The 17,682-nt window shown below is 49.8% G+C and carries 13 protein-coding genes and 2 pseudogenes; 6 read left to right on the top strand and 9 right to left on the bottom strand.

All coding sequences use genetic code 11. The annotated features are described in order from the left end of the window. The first annotated feature begins 629 nt into the window (after positions 1-629). Together QSJ10_RS14350 and QSJ10_RS14355 are read left to right on the top strand one after the other, a co-directional pair. Entirely contained in the window at positions 630-1,160 is a 531-nt protein-coding gene (locus tag QSJ10_RS14350; protein ID WP_050368156.1) for a helix-turn-helix domain-containing protein, read from the top strand. A gap of 20 nt (positions 1,161-1,180) precedes the next feature. Continuing rightward, on the top strand, positions 1,181-1,687 hold the full coding sequence (locus QSJ10_RS14355; RefSeq protein ID WP_289493441.1) for an IS630 family transposase: 507 nt from the start codon (positions 1,181-1,183) through the stop codon (positions 1,685-1,687). A gap of 128 nt (positions 1,688-1,815) precedes the next feature. Here QSJ10_RS14355 and QSJ10_RS14360 read toward each other — a convergent pair. Further along, positions 1,816-3,041, bottom strand: a pseudogene (locus QSJ10_RS14360) (IS110 family RNA-guided transposase). A 400-nt stretch (positions 3,042-3,441) separates the two neighbouring features. Here QSJ10_RS14360 and QSJ10_RS14365 point away from each other — a divergent pair. From QSJ10_RS14365 to QSJ10_RS14375, 3 genes are all read left to right on the top strand, one after another. Next, a complete protein-coding gene (locus QSJ10_RS14365; protein WP_011230088.1) occupies positions 3,442-3,810 on the top strand; it encodes an ArsR/SmtB family transcription factor in 369 nt (122 codons plus the stop codon). Further along, entirely contained in the window at positions 3,803-5,941 is a 2,139-nt protein-coding gene (locus QSJ10_RS14370) for a heavy metal translocating P-type ATPase (protein WP_033013733.1), read from the top strand. Before QSJ10_RS14365 ends, QSJ10_RS14370 begins: the two co-directional genes overlap by 8 nt. Positions 5,942-6,142: 201 nt before the next feature. Further along, positions 6,143-6,775 (top strand): PIN domain-containing protein, encoded by a 633-nt coding sequence (locus tag QSJ10_RS14375; protein ID WP_230847113.1) that lies wholly within the window; start codon positions 6,143-6,145, stop codon positions 6,773-6,775. Positions 6,776-6,963: 188 nt separating this feature from the next. Here the strand turns inward: QSJ10_RS14375 and QSJ10_RS14380 are convergent, their stop codons facing one another. The 5 genes from QSJ10_RS14380 to QSJ10_RS14400 all read right to left on the bottom strand — a co-directional run bounded on the left by QSJ10_RS14380 (position 6,964) and on the right by QSJ10_RS14400 (position 15,291). Then, positions 6,964-8,148 carry a M20 family metallopeptidase gene (locus QSJ10_RS14380; RefSeq protein ID WP_053532370.1) on the bottom strand — a complete coding sequence of 395 codons (1,185 nt, stop codon included), beginning with the start codon at positions 8,146-8,148 and terminating at the stop codon, positions 6,964-6,966. Positions 8,149-8,273: 125 nt separating this feature from the next. Further along, on the bottom strand, positions 8,274-9,614 hold the full coding sequence (locus QSJ10_RS14385; RefSeq protein ID WP_049626585.1) for a UDP-glucose dehydrogenase family protein: 1,341 nt from the start codon (positions 9,612-9,614) through the stop codon (positions 8,274-8,276). A 240-nt stretch (positions 9,615-9,854) separates the two neighbouring features. Next, positions 9,855-11,165: a branched-chain amino acid transport system II carrier protein gene (gene brnQ / locus QSJ10_RS14390; RefSeq protein ID WP_049624258.1), complete on the bottom strand. Its 1,311-nt coding sequence runs from the start codon at positions 11,163-11,165 to the stop codon at positions 9,855-9,857. A 321-nt stretch (positions 11,166-11,486) separates the two neighbouring features. Beyond that, the gene (locus QSJ10_RS14395) at positions 11,487-12,833 is read right to left on the bottom strand and encodes an N-acetylmuramoyl-L-alanine amidase family protein (protein ID WP_033013728.1); all 1,347 of its coding nucleotides are present in this window, start codon (positions 12,831-12,833) and stop codon (positions 11,487-11,489) included. 337 nt (positions 12,834-13,170) lie between these two features. Then, positions 13,171-15,291, bottom strand: a complete 2,121-nt coding sequence (locus tag QSJ10_RS14400) for a YecA family protein (RefSeq protein WP_033013727.1) — start codon at positions 15,289-15,291, stop codon at positions 13,171-13,173. Between the two features lie 125 nt (positions 15,292-15,416). Between QSJ10_RS14400 and QSJ10_RS14405 the strand changes: the two genes are divergently transcribed. Then, entirely contained in the window at positions 15,417-16,133 is a 717-nt protein-coding gene (locus QSJ10_RS14405; RefSeq protein WP_033013726.1) for a plasmid pRiA4b ORF-3 family protein, read from the top strand. An 86-nt stretch (positions 16,134-16,219) separates the two neighbouring features. Here the strand turns inward: QSJ10_RS14405 and QSJ10_RS14410 are convergent, their stop codons facing one another. From QSJ10_RS14410 to QSJ10_RS15610, 3 genes and pseudogenes are all read right to left on the bottom strand, one after another. After that, a complete protein-coding gene (locus QSJ10_RS14410; protein ID WP_223813580.1) occupies positions 16,220-16,717 on the bottom strand; it encodes a hypothetical protein in 498 nt (165 codons plus the stop codon). Further along, positions 16,710-17,432, bottom strand: coding sequence for a hypothetical protein (locus QSJ10_RS14415; RefSeq protein ID WP_230847114.1), 723 nt, complete (start codon positions 17,430-17,432; stop codon positions 16,710-16,712). The genes QSJ10_RS14410 and QSJ10_RS14415 overlap by 8 nt, the downstream gene beginning before the upstream one ends. Positions 17,433-17,507: 75 nt before the next feature. Beyond that, positions 17,508-17,555 (bottom strand): annotated as a pseudogene (locus tag QSJ10_RS15610) (SEC-C metal-binding domain-containing protein); the annotation flags it as partial. Positions 17,556-17,682 lie beyond the last annotated feature (127 nt).

Here is a 17,682-nt window from a genome sequence, read left to right on the forward strand (position 1 = left end):
CAAACGAAAGTAGACACCTTGTTCGCTGAACCCTTTATCATCATAACAGGGAGGGTGATCTTTTTCCATTTTCTTTTTTGAAAGCTGCTTTACCATTGCTTGAAAATCGTTCGCTCACAGGCTGGAAAGAAGATTTCTTTTCCGTTCCCCTCTTTTCTTTCGATCATTCCCCTTTTAAGGGAGATTCTCTCTCTAGTTTATGTTTTCATGAACAAGGGTATGGGTATAGTAGTAAAAGGAAAATGTGTACATTTTTTTCGGTCAGCATTATAATTTTTAGAAAGGAGAATCAATGAGGTGATCAATATGCCCTCCGCTTTGGAAACGAAAATGAGGGTGACACTGTCTTGCACGGAACAGACCAATAAACCGGATAAGGATCTTCCATTTGCCGAATTACGGAAAAAAATAGCCAAACCTTCTCCCTTTGGCAAAAAATTAGTGGACATCTACAAACAAGGACGGTAGCCGATTATGTCTTTTGTGATGACATATGAAGATGCCATAGATGAACATTTTGGACAAGCGTCTATATACATGCTCATTGAAAAGTTAACCTTCGCATAAGCGGTGCCCACTCTGGTTATACTGCTCCTAAGGAAAAGCATGGGAAAGGAGCGGAATTCTGCATGAAACGTCTCAACATCACCGACAACCATGGATGGACGCCCCGGAAACTCCGCAAGCAGGAACGGAAGATCAAAAACGCTCATCTCCGCCAACGTGTGATGGCCGTCCGCCTGGTCATGGAAGGCTATTTGGGCAAAGACGTGGCCTCCATGGTCAACGTGTGCCGCCAAACCGTTTCCCATTATGTGTCGCTGTTTAACGAAGGGGGCCTGGAACTCCTGCTTCATCGGGATTTTGCCCCTGGGCGAGAGCCGTTTCTCACCGAAGAACAGCAGGAAGAGATCAAACACCTTGTGTTGACCACGACACCCGCGGAGCTGGGCTGGGACATCGCTTCGGCGTGGAATACGAAGATCCTTCAATCCTATGTACACCACCATTATGGCATCTCCATGTCCCGCGAAGCCTTGCGAAAACTCTTGCATCGAAAAGGGCTTTCGTGGACCCGGCCGACTTACACGTTGGCGAAAGGAGATCCGGATCGGCAAAAACACTTCGAAAAACAAATGGATCTAATAAAAAAAACTTAATCGATCCAGATTCCGTCCTGTTGTACATCGATGAAACGCATATCCGATCGTATCATGTGTTGCGTACGACATGGTCAGAGGTTGGCCGTCAAAAGCAAGTGCCGACGTTCGGCCATCATGCTCACGTATCGCTGTTTGGCGCCGTTAACGTCCATGATGGCGAAACAGTTCTTTATCAAGCAGGAGCGGCCAATGCGACAACGTTTTTGGATTTCCTGCGGGTTCTCAAAGAGCGTTACCCGGATCGTCTCATCGTCTTGGTGCTGGATAACGCCCGAATTCATCATGCCAAAATGGTGAGAGAGTTTTTGCGGGAAGAAGGACGGAGTTTTCACTTCATTTACCTTCCTCCGTATTCTCCGCAACTGAACCCGATCGAACGCTTGTGGAAATGGCTGAAAGACACTGTCATTGCCAATGTGTTTCACAAAGATCAAAACGATATCTCCCAAGCCATTGCCCGGTTTGTGGACTACATCCATGAACGCCCGAAGGAAGTGCTACAACGCCTAGGGTGTGCAGTGTAATCCAGAAGTTAACTTTTCAAGGTGCATCTATCCTGAAAACACCATTTAAGACAAAAAACGGAGCCCACCTAGCCTTCGGAATCGGATTCCAAAGGAAGGTATTTCAGTATATATATGGTTAATAAGTGCTATGCACTCGTTTTTTCCAGTTTCACTTCGTACCCTAACCCCTCTAATCGTTTCACCGTTTGACGCACGATGCTCGCTTCTCGCTGCCGATCCCAGTAGTCGGCTCCCAACCCTCTATACGGTTCCTTTCGAGTTAAGATGTAATAGATCATTTCTAAAATCGTTCTCCCGACCGCGACACTCGCTCGATTCGCTCCTCTTCGTTTGGCGATCCGATGATACTTGGCCGATAGGTACGTGTTCTTCGTTCGGGCGGCGGCACGGGCGCATTCCACGAGGCACGACCTCAGCTTCTTGTTCCCTTTCCTCGTTCGACCTGACAACCGTTTCCCTGCACTCTCATGATTCCCGGGAGCCATTCCGGCCCATGAGGCCAAGTGCGCGGCGGTAGGGAACCGGCTCATGTCCGTCCCGATTTCCGCTACAATTTGTTCCGCGCTTTGCCGCCCCACTCCCGGGATCGTATCGATGAGCTCCAGCGCTTCATGAAAAGGGCTCGTTCGTTCCTCGATTTCTCGATCCAACCGGGCAATCGCTTCATCTAAATACTCCACATGACGCCATTGCTCGGCCAGCATCATGCGTTGATGCGGCCCCATCACTCCTTTCAACGCGCGCCGGAGCTCTTCCGTTTTTTGTTTCAGCCGCCCTTTGGCGAGCTGGGCGAGGGCCGCCGGATCGTCTTTTCCTTCGATAAGGGCGCGAATGATGAGCCGGGCCGACATCCCGTTGATGTCGGATACGACCGAAGAAAGCTTGATATTGGCTCCTTCCAGCACTTTTTGGATGCGGTTGAGCTCCCGTGCCCGTTCCTCGATCAAACTGCGCCGATAACGGACCAGTTCAGTTCCCGGAGCTCCCGCTGAGCTCGATGAGGGATGTAACTCCCTTTTAGCAATCCATGGCGAAGTAAGTCCGCGATCCATTCGGCATCTTTGACATCGGTCTTTCGCCCGGGAACCGCTTTGATGTGTTGGGCATTGACGACAAGCACTTCGATCGGCTCTGTTTCGAGGAGATTATACACTGGCTTCCAATATACGCCCGTCGACTCCATGGCAACGTGCGTCACCTTTTTTTCTTTCAGCCAATCCACCAACTCCTCGAGATCGTCGGTCAGCGTACCAAACGTGCGAATCTCTTTTCCTTCAGGGGTAAGGGCGCAAGCCGTAATCGATTGCTTATGCACGTCCAATCCGCAACAGCGTTCATACAAGACGCGCATCGGTCCCCCTCCCTGCTTCGTTCTCAAAAACAGCTGGTGCAGTAGCCTTTGTTCAAGCATTCTATCCTGCGTGCTTCCCTCAAGGGAGCGACATTCCGTAGTGCACCAGACTACTGGGGTCCGTCTATATATCGGACTTTTACGTACCATAGATACAACGACCTCATGACCCCAGCCGCAAGGAGACCATTCGACAGAAGGTTGTTTTCATCCTTCCGATGGTGACGAAATTTTTTTGTCATGGGAGTCTATATAATTAAATGAAATGCCTGGTAAATATTAGGTTGATTTTTTACATCCAATTCTTTTTTGTTTTTCATTCAAATAAATGTTTGAATAATAAAAGAAATGAGGTATAATATATTCAAACGGAAATTTGAATATGAAAGGGGGATAATGAATGAGTAAGAAAGATACATGTGAAATTTATTGTTATGACGAAGAAAAAGTCAATCGAATACAAGGGGAATTGCAAAAAGAAGATATATCCAGTGTTGTCCTGTTGTTTAAAGCACTGGCAGATGAAAATAGGGCAAAAATTGCCTATTCACTTTGCCAAGATGAAGAGTTATGTGTATGTGATATTGCCAATATCATTGGGGCTTCTGTTGCAACCACTTCCCATCATTTACGGACTCTTTATAAACAAGGGATTGTAAAGTATCGAAAAGAAGGAAAGCTAGCATTTTATTCGCTGGATGATGACCATATTAAGCAGTTAATCATGATTGCGTTAGCACATGATAAAGAGGTGAAAGTCCGTGTCTGAACAACAAGCAAAATTATCTAAATCAGAAGCGAAAACCTACCGTGTTCAAGGATTTACTTGTGCAAACTGTGCGGCAAAGTTTGAAAATAATGTAAAATCATTGCCAGGTGTTCAAGATGCTAAAGTAAACTTTGGAGCATCTAAAATTACCGTTTGGGGTACAACAACCATCGAAGAATTAGAAAAAGCAGGAGCTTTTGAAAACTTAAAGGTTCGGGAAGATAAAGAAAAAGCAGTCAAGCGTGAACCTTTTTGGAAGCAAAAAGAGAACATTAAAGTGTATATTTCCGCCGTTTTGCTTGTGATCAGTTGGTTTTTAGGGAAGCAATACGGAGAAGAGCATATCTTTGCGACAATTGGATATGCTGCAGCAATTTTAATCGGTGGATATTCGTTATTTATAAAAGGTTTCAAAAACCTAGTTCGATTGAATTTTGATATGAATACGCTGATGACAGTGGCGATTTTAGGAGCTGCAGCGATTGGTGAATGGGGAGAAGGTGCAACGGTTGTTATTCTATTCGCCATTAGCGAAGCCTTAGAGCGTTATTCCATGGATAAAGCTCGTCAATCCATTGAATCGTTGATGGATATTGCTCCAAAAGAAGCATTAATTCGTCGCGGAAATGAAGAAATGATGGTCCCTGTTGACGATATTCAAGTCGGAGATATTATGATCGTAAAGCCTGGTCAGAAATTAGCGATGGATGGAATCGTCATCAAGGGTACATCTACGCTAAATCAGGCTGCCATTACGGGAGAAAGTGTTCCAGTAACCAAAACAGTCGGTGATGAAGTCTTTGCAGGAACATTGAATGAAGAAGGGTTATTGGAAGTAAAAGTGACAAAACGAGTGGAAGATACAACTCTTTCGAAAATCATCCATTTAGTGGAAGAAGCTCAAGCAGAACGAGCACCTTCTCAAGCGTTTGTAGATCGTTTTGCCAAATACTATACACCAGCCATTATCATTTTTGCTCTTTTACTAGCCGTTATTCCTCCATTATTTATGGGTGCTGATTGGAGCGAATGGATTTATCGAGGTCTAGCTGTATTAGTGGTTGGTTGTCCGTGTGCGTTGGTTATTTCCACGCCTGTTTCGATTGTAACTGCCATTGGAAATGCAGCGAAAAACGGTGTGTTAATTAAAGGTGGTATTTATTTAGAGGAAGCAGGAAACTTAAAAGTGATTGCTTTTGATAAAACAGGAACATTAACAAAAGGTGTTCCTTCCGTCACCGATGTGGTCACTTATAATGGCGATGAAAATGAACTAATGACCATTACAGCAACCATTGAAAAAGGCTCACAACATCCACTTGCTTCCGCCATTATAAGAAAAGCAGAAGAAGATGGATTGAATTTTAATGATGTATCGGTTGAAGAATTCCAATCCATTACAGGTAAAGGGGTAAAAGCCAAAGTAAATAACGCAATGTATTATGTCGGAAGTCCAGGTCTTTTTGAAGAACTTCTTCCAAATGGCATCCAATCAGAAATAAAAGAACAAATTACAACCCTTCAAACACAAGGGAAAACGGTCATGATATTAGGGACGGAAAAAGAAATTCTGGCGTTAATTGCCGTGGCAGACGAAATAAGAGAATCATCCAAAGAGGTTATTCGAAAACTTCATCAAGTCGGTATTGAAAAAACGGTGATGCTGACGGGAGATAACCAAAGAACAGCCGAAGCCATCGGAAAACAAGTCGGTGTTTCCGATATTAAAGCCGATTTACTTCCAGAAGATAAACTGAATTTCATCAAAGAGCTTCGTGACAAGCATCAAAGCGTGGCGATGGTTGGAGATGGTGTGAACGATGCACCAGCTCTTGCAGCTTCAACCGTTGGTGTGGCAATGGGTGGTGCTGGAACCGATACAGCCCTAGAAACAGCCGATATTGTCTTAATGTCTGATGATTTAAGCAAATTGCCATATACGATTAAATTGAGCCGCAAAGCTTTAGCGATTATTAAGCAAAACATTACTTTCTCTTTAGGGATTAAGGCATTGGCATTACTGTTAATTGTGCCTGGTTGGTTAACGCTATGGTTAGCGATATTTGCCGATATGGGAGCAACATTAATCGTAACATTAAACAGCATGCGATTGCTAAATGTGAAAGAATAATGCAATAGTTGAAGAAGACACACAAAAAGACCGAATTTATTTCGGTCTTTTTGTGTGGTTTAAAAATCAACATTGAAATTTAACAAAGCCCTGATTAAAAACAGTCAAAACTAACAAAACAAATGACCTAAATTTTAGAGATCTTAATTAATTAAATGGGATTTTAATATATACATCGATGCTTGTTTTATTTTGGCCTATATGGACTCCAATGATCCAAGGGGAGATAAGGTATGTGAAATCCTCCAAAAGTGGCATAACGAAGGTGTAACGAAATTAGGGATCAGTACACATGTATTTGGGGAAGTAGTACATAACTTATTCATTCAAGAAATTCTATTACCATTAGAAATCCACCATAAAAATCAATCCAATTTACGTTCAAAGTCTCGCCATAATCATCACCTTGGGGAATCAGAAGAAAGCGTATCCTTCCTATATAACGTTTGGAAAAAACAGATGCCAAGTTTCTACAAGAAGAACGTTTTTATTAATATTTCAGAATTAATCAAATTAGTGAAGATGAATTATCCCTCAAAAAGAAACAAGTTGCAAATCTTCTACAACAATTCCATTGATCGATATAATGAATTTTTATCTGCCCTAAGGCAACATTTCCACATTGAATTCCTAACAACAGATGCCAACATTCAAGATTTAGCCTTGGCTCAAATGCGGCTGTTCCAGCTCGAAGCCTATGATGCCTTGCATTATGCCATTGCAACATACCACCATTATGGCTACTTCGCTACGCTTGATGGCGATTTTGTCCATACTCTTTACAACCAAGACCTCGACCTAGCACCGATCACAAAAATTGTCAAAATCGCCTAGCCTTGTGTCTTGATCGAATCGAAGCCCAAAACTAACATTAAGGAAGGCAAAGAGTTCCCATGCTCTCTTTATTTCCTTTATCCACTCACGCGAGCTGCACCAAGTTCAACCATGTGAATTGGTGACAAAGAAAGAGCATGCAATACATATCGATCCGCCTTTATGATGTACAAAAAAGCGGAAGCATCCTACTCTGCTTCCGCCAACAGTTTCAACGTCGCGGCGACAAACATTTGCACGCCAATCTCAAGCGCGTCTTCGTCAATCGTAAAGCGCGGGTGGTGGTGCGGGTAGACGATCCCCTTTTCTTCGTTTCTAGCGCCGACGTAAAAGAAGCTGCCCGGCGCTTTTTGCAAGAACGCCGAAAAATCTTCGCCGCCCATGTTCGGTTTCAAGCGAGCCACTGCCTCTTCACCGAACAGCTCGCGCGCCGTTTCTTCGATGACGCGGGTCACTTCATCGTAGTTAATGACCGGGCGGTAGCCATAGTCAAATTGAAACTCATACGAGGCGCCGTGCGCTTCGGTGATTCCTTTGACAATGCGCTCCATCCATTGCGGCACCGTCTGGCGCAGCTCGGCGTCGAACGTGCGCACTGTCCCTTGGATTTCGACCTCCCCTGGCAGGACATTATGGGCCGTACCCGCCACAAATTGTGTCACGGACAGAACAAGCGGCTCGAGCGGATCGACATAGCGTGAGACGATGTGCTGCAAGTTCGTCACGACTTGCGCCCCGATGGCGATCGCATCGATCGTTTGGTGCGGCATCGCTCCTTGGCCGCCTTTGCCGATGATGCGGATGAAAAAGCGGTCGGGTGCGGCCATCATCGGTCCATACACAATGCCGATTTTTCCACGCTCAAGCGGCGACCAAAGGTGAGTGCCGATGACGACGTCCACCCCGTCCATGACACCCGCTTGCACCATCTCCTCCGCCCCACCCGGGGACAGTTCTTCCGCGTGTTGGAACAAAAAGCGAATCTCACCATGAATGTGATCGCGAAGCTGGTCAAAAATTTTCGCCGTCCCCAACAGCATCGCCGTATGGCCGTCATGCCCGCACGCATGCATGACGCCTGGGGTTTTGGAGGCAAATTCAAACGTGTTTTCCTCTTGAATCGGCAGCGCGTCCATATCGGCGCGAATGGCGACGACCCGGCCTGGCTTTGGGCCGACAAGGCGCGCCATGACGCTCGTTTTCGTCGGACGGGTAATCTCGAGACCGCCGAACGATTGCAGCGTCTCGTACACAAATTGCGCCGTTTTCTCTTCCTGGAATGACAATTCAGGATGGGCATGCAAGTGGCGGCGCCAGGCGATGACGTCCGCTTTCACTTCATCGACGAGCCGTTTGATTTCTTCCTTTGTCATCACGTTTCCTCCTCTTTTCCGCTTTCCTAATATTATAAACGGAAATTTTTGAATTTTCATTTCTCTATATTCATGAAGAAAGGCAGCCCGCTGCACGTTTAGTGAGTGAGCTGCTGTCCCAAACGTCATTCGTGATGCTCCACCGTTTCCTTTATCGCGCTTTGCCATCCGACCACCACCGGCCGCCCAATCGACTCGTAGATTAAGCCGGCGGCTTCGGCCGCCTTCGGGTCGTAGCAATTCCGCCCATCCACCACAAGCGGTGTTTTCATCAGCGTCTTGTAACGGTGAAGGTCAAATTGCAGCACAGCCGGCCATTCGGTGAAAATGAAACAAACATCCGCGCCGCGAATGGCTTCCTCGATCGTCTCGCAACAAACAACCGCATCGCCAAAACGGCGGACGACATGTTCGAGAGCGGCTGGGTCCCAGACGCGCACGACTGCTCCTTCGGCAATGAGCCGCTCGATGTTCGCCAAGGCAGGAGACTCGCGCACATCATCGGTGCCCGGCTTGAATGCGGCGCCAAGCACGGCGACCGTCCGGTTGCGGAAATCCCCAATGTGCAGACGCGCTTTGTCAAGAAGTTTCCATTTTTGTTTCTCATTGACGTCGATCGCCGCCCATACCGTTTTGAGCGAATAGCCGTGGGAAGCCGCCAAGGAATAGAGGGCATTTGCATCTTTCGGCAGGCAAGAGCCGCCATACCCGACGCCGGCGCGCAAAAAGCGGCGGCCGATGCGCGGATCCATGCCGATTCCTTCCGCCACCGCCTGAATATCAGCGCCTACCAACTCGCATACATTGGCGATCTCGTTGATGTACGAAATTTTCAACGCCAAAAACACATTGGCCGCATACTTGATCATCTCAGCGCTTCTCCGGTCCGTCACGACGTACGGGAGGGCAAACGGGGCGTACAGCTCCTTCATCACCCGTTCAGCCCGGTCCGAATCCACTCCCAATACAATGCGCGGCGCCTGCAGTGTATCGCGCACTGCCGTTCCTTGCGACAAAAACTCCGGGTTGGATACGACGTCGAATTTCACCTCCGGCCGTCCGTTTTCCGCCAAAAAACGGGCGGCTTCATCGCCAGTGCCGACGGGCACGGTCGACTTGATAACGACAAGGCAATCGCGTTCGGCCGCCCTGGCGATGCGTCGCAATGCGCCCCATACATCATCAAGCCGCACAGACCCGTCCGGCTGCGGCGGCGTGCCGACGGCGATCATGATCACTTCCGCCCGTTGATACGCTTCCACATCGTTGGTCGTAAAGCGAAGGCGAACGCCGTTTCGCTGAATAAGCGAGTCAAGCCCCGGCTCATAAATCGGGACGATCCCTTCATTTAATAGGCGAATTTTCTCTTCGTTCACATCGACGCATGTCACATCATGCCCTTTATCGGCCAGACAAGCCGCGGTCACAAGTCCAACATATCCCGTTCCCGCAATCGCTATCTTCACGATTCCTCACACCTTTTCATCCATTGCGGCGATCGTCGCTTGTCCTCATTATATCGAATCGCCTGCCGGTTTTCACGGGTTCCGCCCCGCTGCTCGAACAAAAAACTATTTTCCACACAAAAAAGAGAATGCCCCAAAAGCAACGAGGCATCCTCCCTTCTTCCATATATATACATCAGACGGGTTTTATATTCATATTATTCCCCCGACCGGGCGTACATGACCTTTTGAGTCAGCCCTTTACGCCGCATGTTTCCGTTTCGTTGCGGACGGCCGATCGATCATCAAGCCAAGCGCAGCGCCAATCAGCGCAGGGACAACCCAGCCGAGCCCGACTGAAAACAGCGGCGCCCATGAGAGGAGCGGTTCTAACCATGCCGTCTCCAGCCCGATCGTTTTCAAACCGTCATACAGGCTGAACATGCCGGTAAAGAGCAACGCCATCCCGTACACTTTCGCCGAACCATGGTAAAAGCGGCGGAAAAACGACAGGGCGACGAGCACGATCGCCAATGGATACAGCATCGTCAACACTGGAACGGAAACAGCGATCAACGCATTTAAGCCGAGGTTTGACATCAAAAAGCTAAATAAGGTTAATACAATGACATACGTTCGGTACGAAACAGTCGGGGTGAGCTCTTGAAAGTATTGCGCACAAGCAGCGACTAGACCAACCGCCGTTGTTAAGCAGGCAAGCGCCACGATCACGCCCAACAGCAACTTCCCTCCGCTGCCAAACAGCAGCGATGACACGTATGACAATAGCTCGGCTCCGTTGGCAAATGAGCCGACACCAGCCATTCTAGCACCAATGGTGGCAATACCGCCATAAACGAGCGCGAGTCCCAATCCAGCGATCAATCCGGCTTGCACCGTGGCTTTTGCCTGCAACGCCGGCCGGTCCACCCCGCGGTCACGGAGCGCATGAATGACGACGATGCCAAAGGCAAGGGCCGCGATCGTATCCATCGTTAAATACCCTTCCAGCATCCCTTTCACAAACGGCGCCGAGGCATACTTCTCAGCCGGCATCGCCTGTGGGTCGTCAAGCCGGATTAAACCGGTAAGGCAAAGCACAGCAATGGAAAGCAGCAACATCGGCGTCAACAGCTGGCCGATTCGATCCACAAGCTTCGAGGGGTTTAAGCTGAGCCAGTACACAAGGGCGAAAAAGAGACCCGTAAACAGCCACATCACCAAAGATCCGCTCTCAGGGAAAAACGGCTTCGCTCCAATTTCATAGGCGACGCTAGCCGCGCGCGGAATGCCGAAAAACGGGCCGATCGCCAAATACACAGCGAGTGAAAAACAAAGGCTGAACAGCGGATGAACAGCGTTGCCGAGCGAACGGATGCCGTCTTTGGTGAACGCCACCGCCGCGACCGACAACAGCGGCAGCCCAACACCGGTGACGATAAATCCAAGAACCGCCGGCCATACGGCCGTTCCCGCTTCCATCCCTAAATACGGAGGAAAAATCAAGTTGCCCGCGCCGAAAAAGAGGGAAAAGAGCATCAATCCAGTAAACAGCACATCTCTCGTTTTCATTTTATCCCCCATTTCTATTATTTCGAAAAAGAATTTAATATTCTGGTATATAATAAAACAATAGTGTTAATTAGGATAACAGTCGATTATTATTATCCTAATCCTTTATAAATATTAAACTTTTTTAACTATTGCGTCAACCAACTTCCACCCTTTCGCCCTTGCAGCCCTCAGGCAAACGCCTTGAAAAGCTAATGGCCCTCTATGGTCAGCCAGCGGTGATCCAAACAAGGCGAGGCGACAAAAAGCGCCCCGAAAATCCGGGGCGCTTTTTGTCATGCCGCAGTAGATCCGTTATCCACTTTTTAGAAAAGGGGCGTACTATTGAAAATAATGGCGCATGGCGTTCACGATGGCCGTCGTCACCGCTTCTTGATAACCGTTTGTCGCCACAACCGCAGCGTCCGACCGATTGCTTAAATAGCCGAGCTCAAGCAACACGGACGGCTTCTCGTTTTCTCGCAACACGTAATAGTCGCCAAAGGCGATGCCGCGAAACGGCAATGCGGAAAGTTGCCTGAACAGCCCTTGGAACGATTGCGCCAATTCGTAATCCGCAAACCGATCGTAATAGTAAATGGTGATGCCGGACGCATCTGGATCAGCGGCGCTGTCGTAATGCAAGCTAATAAACGCGTCCGCCTGATACAGGCGGGCGGCGGCAACACGCGCCGACAGCGGCACATACTCATCGCTGGAGCGCGTCAGCACGACGCGAGCGCCGTAAGATTGCAGCTTGTTTTTTAGAAGCCTCGCCGTTCCCAACGTCAACTCCTTTTCCTTAACGCCAGCGACACTTTTCGCACCGCCGTCTTTGCCTCCGTGGCCAGGGTCAAGGACGATCGTTTTTCCGGCCAGCGCCTGAACAGGACCGCTCGTCCAGCTGTCTGCATAAAGGCGCGAGTCGCTAGGCGCGATGATGGAAGGCAGCGAGCGGCCAGCCGACTGGGGCACTTCCGCTTCCTTTTCATTGGCTTGTCCACCCTTTACCTGCACATACGCGGACGAAACCCAGCCACCAAGCCCTGTTGAGGAGGCAATTTTGTACCATCCCGGCTTCTTTTCCACAATGTCAACTTCTTCGCCACGAACAAGACGGCCGATCCGCGGGGCGTGAAGCGACGGTTCAGCTCGCACGTTGAGTGAATCGGCGGCCACCGTTCCAGTCTGTTGTGAAATCGAGCGGGCCTCGGCTGGCGCCAAATACGATGCAGCGGCCCAACCGATGGCGTCTTCCGTCACGACCTGTTTCCAGCCGCCTTCTTCCCCAATCACCAACACCGTTTCCCCTTGCGCCAAATGTCCGATAATTCGCCCGTCTCGGCTCGGCTCTTGGCGAAGGCGGAGCCGGTCTTCTTGCACGACGGCTGTCTCTTTTGCCAACGCGACGTACCGCGCCGCGAGCCACCCGGTCCGATTTTTCTCCCATTCAATTTTCAACCAACCGTCTTTCACATCCACCAACCGGTACACGTCACCGCGGTGGACGCTTGCCACCGGGTGGTACGGCACCCCCGGCCCTTGGCGGACATTCACGCGATCCGCCGTCACCACCGCCAGACGCTTCGTTTCTTCCGTTTCTTTTTCTCCTTTCACTCCCGACGGCCAAAGGACCGCCAGCAACCAAAGCAAACAAAACGATGCGGCGAGCCATCCCCCCCGCCTCATGCGCGCTCCCTCCTAGTTCCCTCTCATTCTACTATATGGTTCGCGCACAATAGGCCATTTCCTGTCTGTCGGCCAGGAAAACCGCTCGACAGAACAGGCGCCGCCAACGTCCATGAACCGACAATGAATGCCCTGTTTCCGCACAATGTCCTCCAGCGCGACAGCCGCCAACAAACAAGACGCGAATGCTGCCGAGAACGCAACAATGGCGCAAATCCCGTCTGCACAAGCGCCCTTCGATGCCTCAAATTGGCGCAATCGCACGGCTGCCCCATTTCCTCACAAGCGCCCATCATAGAAAAAGAGGATGCCTCGTGTCGAGACATCCCCTTCCCCTTTACACCTTGGCGGATGGCCGGTCAAACCGAACAAACGCCTCCATGTAAGGAGCGGCCTGCGGCGGGTAGACACGTTGGACGGCCGCCAATGCGCCGTTGTTGGTGAACGCGGCTTCCAAGCACATGCCGGGCTCGACGTACGATTTCACCGATAGCGGCAAGCGCCAGTGGAACTGTTCGCCCGTCTCCAACCAGCGGATCACGGCCTTTTCCCGTCCGACGCTCACCACCTGAAACATCCCGGTTCGATACTCCTCTTTCCTTTCTACCATTTCTTTACAAATAATGTCAGCCATCCCCATTGGCAAATCAGGGCGATGATACAATCGAAGAAGGCGGACCGCTTTTAACAACGACTCCTGCAATTCCGTCACGAGTTGGCGCACGACCCGGGCATGGCTTGTCCGATAGCGGCCGTCCAGCCATTTCGTGAACGCCTGAACGCCGCTTAATACTTGTTTCGCTCGATTGATGCTTATGTCAGGAGAAAACATGACGTAGTGAAATGCCAAACATTGCTGCCAATGGCGTGCTTCTAGCGCATCCCACGATGACAGCGGCGTCGTCTGCAAGTAATGGCCGACCGCCGTCACACTGAGGCGGTATTTCGCTTTCGTCGCCTCTGATTTTCCTTCCGTTTTTTCTTGGTAAAAACGGACGAGGTCGGCGCCGAAAAAGCGCATTTTCCATTCCGCCGGCATGGCAAAATATCCGCCCTCATCGAGCCGTTGCAATACTTGAACAGACGTTGTCCGCTTGATCTTAGGCGTCACAAATGGCGAGAGCGGCAAACCGTAGCGGGAACGGATGCTGTTCGTATCGACCATCACCGGACTGCCTTCTTGGCGGAGAAGTTCGAACGCATGGTACTCATATGCGCGCAGCCATTGCTCCACTGTTTCCTGCTCGCCGCTCATGGCCAATTCGTGAACGGACCGTCCCCCCCATTCTTCATGCGGCACATGCAGCGTCTGCTCTAGCATCACCGCACTGTTGGCCACGAGCGCCATATATGACGGCTCACTCGGCGGCAACTGGACGTCGTATGACAGCAACTTCACTCCTTTAGGGACAAGGTGTGTCTTCGCTGACCGCGATACAACCGTCGCCGGCAGCCCCATTGCCTCAAGCGTCTTCGTCAGCACCCTCTCGGCGTCCGCATCAAAGGTGAAGAGCGTCATCGTCCGCCCCTGCCCCTCTACAAAGCCGGCTAGTTCGTTCAGATAAATCGGGCTGGAGGCAAGATCATCGTGATATTCATACATCACACCGCGCAACGAACCTTTGACGGCTTCATCAGTTTCCTCATCAACAATCACGATTCCATTTCGTTCCAGCTGACGGAGAGCGTTGCGCGCATCGGACATGTCGTAGATGACCGTCCATTGTTCAACTGCTTCCGTCCCGCGCTCCGATAATGAAGAAGCGCCGAGACATGCGCCGACAATATCAAGAAAATGGGAAAATGCCAGCTTTTCGTACGGCATGTTCGTCTCTTGGAGAAGAGTGCGTATTTTTTCTTCGGCCTCCCCTACCTCATTCGGTCCGACGATGGCAACAGCGCCTTGAATATAATAACCGTCGTCAAACGGTTCGAGGAATGCAAACATACCGCCCCATGGAACTACGTTCGGCATCATCTCACAAAATGGCAGAAACAACGTTTCCCCCGTCAATCGATCGACCACCACTCCTCCATCTTCACGGCGGTCGACAAACTGAACGAGGCGCGGAACAAGCTGAACCCATCGGTCAAGCATGTTTCGCAGCTCCAACGATAAGCGACGCCCTTTCTCGCGTCGAAACCATTCAACGCCGCGCATCCCGTTTGGGAAACGGTGAACGAACAAGTACCAAAGCGTTTCGAGCGGCTCAAGCATCTCACCTTGTTTCGTTTGCCGAACCGCCTGGCGAAACGCATGTTTTGCCGCTCGCTGTTCAGCGTACGGCAGCACCTCGTCCAAGAAGCGGTGCACTCGTTGCGACAGCTCATACTTCTGTTCAAAAAACCGATGTTGCCGCGCCCTTTTCGCCTCTTCCTCCATCGCTTTGTTCATGCAGCATTTTTTATACTTTTTCCCGCTCCCGCACGGACACGGGTCGTTTCGGCCGACCGACATACGGCTCCCTCCTTGAATCAATTTCGTTTTCTAATTTCTATCACCATTATTATTATTTTGATTCTTTCAGAAACAGGTTAAACTATAAGTATACAAAAACAATCCTAAAAAAGGAGACGATATTCATGGAAGAGAAAAGACTCATCGACTTGATCGACGAATTGATGACGAAGCTTAATTCAACGAAAACTTCCCATCCGCACGGTCGATGGACGGAAACACCAAAAAGCAAAAGCACGACATCAAAGAAACCGCGTCGCTCCAAAACCGCCTATCAGTTAAAAATATCCTTAAACGGCATCCGCCCGCCGATTTGGCGGCGCGTCCTTGTTCCCGGACATGCGACATTTCACGAGCTTCATCTCATCATCCAAGAAGCGATGGGATGGGAACAAGCCCATTTATACGAATTCGATTTCGGAAGCGTTCTCATCGGCATCCCTGACGGCTGGGATTCGTTTCAGCTGGAAAAAGAACTGATGGACGCCCGCCGCATCCCATTACAGCAATGGCTGACGGAAGAAAAACAAAAGTTTCTATATATTTACGATTTTGGCGACTACTGGCGCCATACCGTCACTGTTGAAAAGATTGAAACACTCCCAAAACCGTTGGAACGCGCCGCTTGCCTGAAAGGAAAACGGGCGTGCCCTCCCGAGGATTGCGGCGGCGTCTATGGCTACCTGGAGCTGCTGGAAGCGGCGGTGCAAAAAGACTCTCTTGCCGATCCCGAATTGCGCGAGCTGGTAGACTGGATGTACGACATGAAAGGCGAAGATTTTGATCCTGATGCCTTTGACGTCGAGGAAGCGAACGAGCGGCTGGCCTATATCCGATTGTAACGCATGCGAAAGAAGGTATCCGTCATCTCTCAAGGGCACCTTCTTTCGCATCCATCTGTCCTTTGTTGCCTGCTTTGTCCATCGCCTTACAAAAATCCCCGTTCAGCAAACGTCTCCCAGACGAGCTCCTCGAGCTCCTTGCGCAACTCAGCTGCATCGACTCCTTCAAGCAACCCGTCCTTTTTCCATGTTCGGATCGCTTTGTCGATCAAGCGATGGACTTGATCAACGTCCCAGCCCTCGCAATCAAACAACTCCTCAACTTGGTCAAGCCATTCCTCAATCGCACGGTCCAGCTCATCGCCATCCTCCATCCCACCGTCGTCGAACCAGATCTCATCACCGTCATCCCCATCGTCAAAGAGCCACTCATCATCATTCTCGCCCTCATCATCTCCATCATCGAGCAACTCTGTGCGAAATAAAAACAATTCCATCACAGCGGCTTCCACTTCCTCTACAGGAACGCCGTAGTGTTCCGCAACCTTTTCCATATTGACAAATTCTCTTCCAGCCATTTCACTCGCCAAATAACGAAGTGCAGCCGCATACACAGCAGGATTCTTGATGACCGGTTCATCCATTACGCAATATGCGCGCCAAAGGAACGCAGCCTCGCTGAGCACTAGGGAGGAGGTTGTTTCTTCCTTTTTCTTTAATTCGCGAAAAAACATCATCTTGATCTCGATCCCCCCAGTCCTTTTCGCTCAGCAGCTGCCACAACAGCTCATGGACCGCTATTTCAAGCAATTCCGGAAACGACTCGCGCAAAAACACTTCACACGTTTTCGTATCCGGATTCCATTCCGCTTGAAGCGCCCGCGCAAGCCGATCCTTCCCGCTCTTTAGAATCGGCAGCACCTTCATGAAGTACGTCCACTCGTCCCCATGCGGAACGAGGCATCCTACTAGCACGTCCCCCTCCCTAGCAGACGGAAGCTCCTCCGGCGTCAAAAAACGGACGTACTTTTCTTTTCTGGTCAACAGATCGCGTACAAGGAAACGCCGCTCATCCTCGATATGAATGATCTCGTCAAACGACGGAACCGCCTCGTCCCATCGCTTCAAATGAGTTTGCACTGCTGGACGCCACCGCGTGCGGCGCCGGCTTCTCATATAGGCTGAAAAAATTGTCATCCCTTTGTCATCAACGTGTCTGTGAAAAATCGCCCAGTTCGTCAGCAATAAATTGGCGCTGGTCTCCAGCTCGTTAGGAAGCCCTTGAAATGGAGAACCAGACATCATGAAAGCAAGCTCTTCCTCATATCGCTCTAACGCAAACGAAAACACATCTTGCATACATTTGGCCACTTCACGGTCAATTAGAGATTCTATCGATACTGCTTCTTTCTTCCCACAACAATGCTTGTACGTTTTCCCACTGCCGCATGGACAAAGATTGTTTCGCGATGCCTTCACCATATAGCTACCTACTTTCTTTGTATCATAGTCATTGAACGTTCTCCCCCTCTACGCTAACGCTCGGGCCAGCTAAACACTTTGGGGAGACATTCACGATCAACGTGTGATGGAACTGCTTTCAGCAACA

This window comes from Geobacillus stearothermophilus ATCC 12980 (genome assembly GCF_030369615.1).
Lineage (GTDB): Bacteria > Bacillota > Bacilli > Bacillales > Anoxybacillaceae > Geobacillus > Geobacillus stearothermophilus.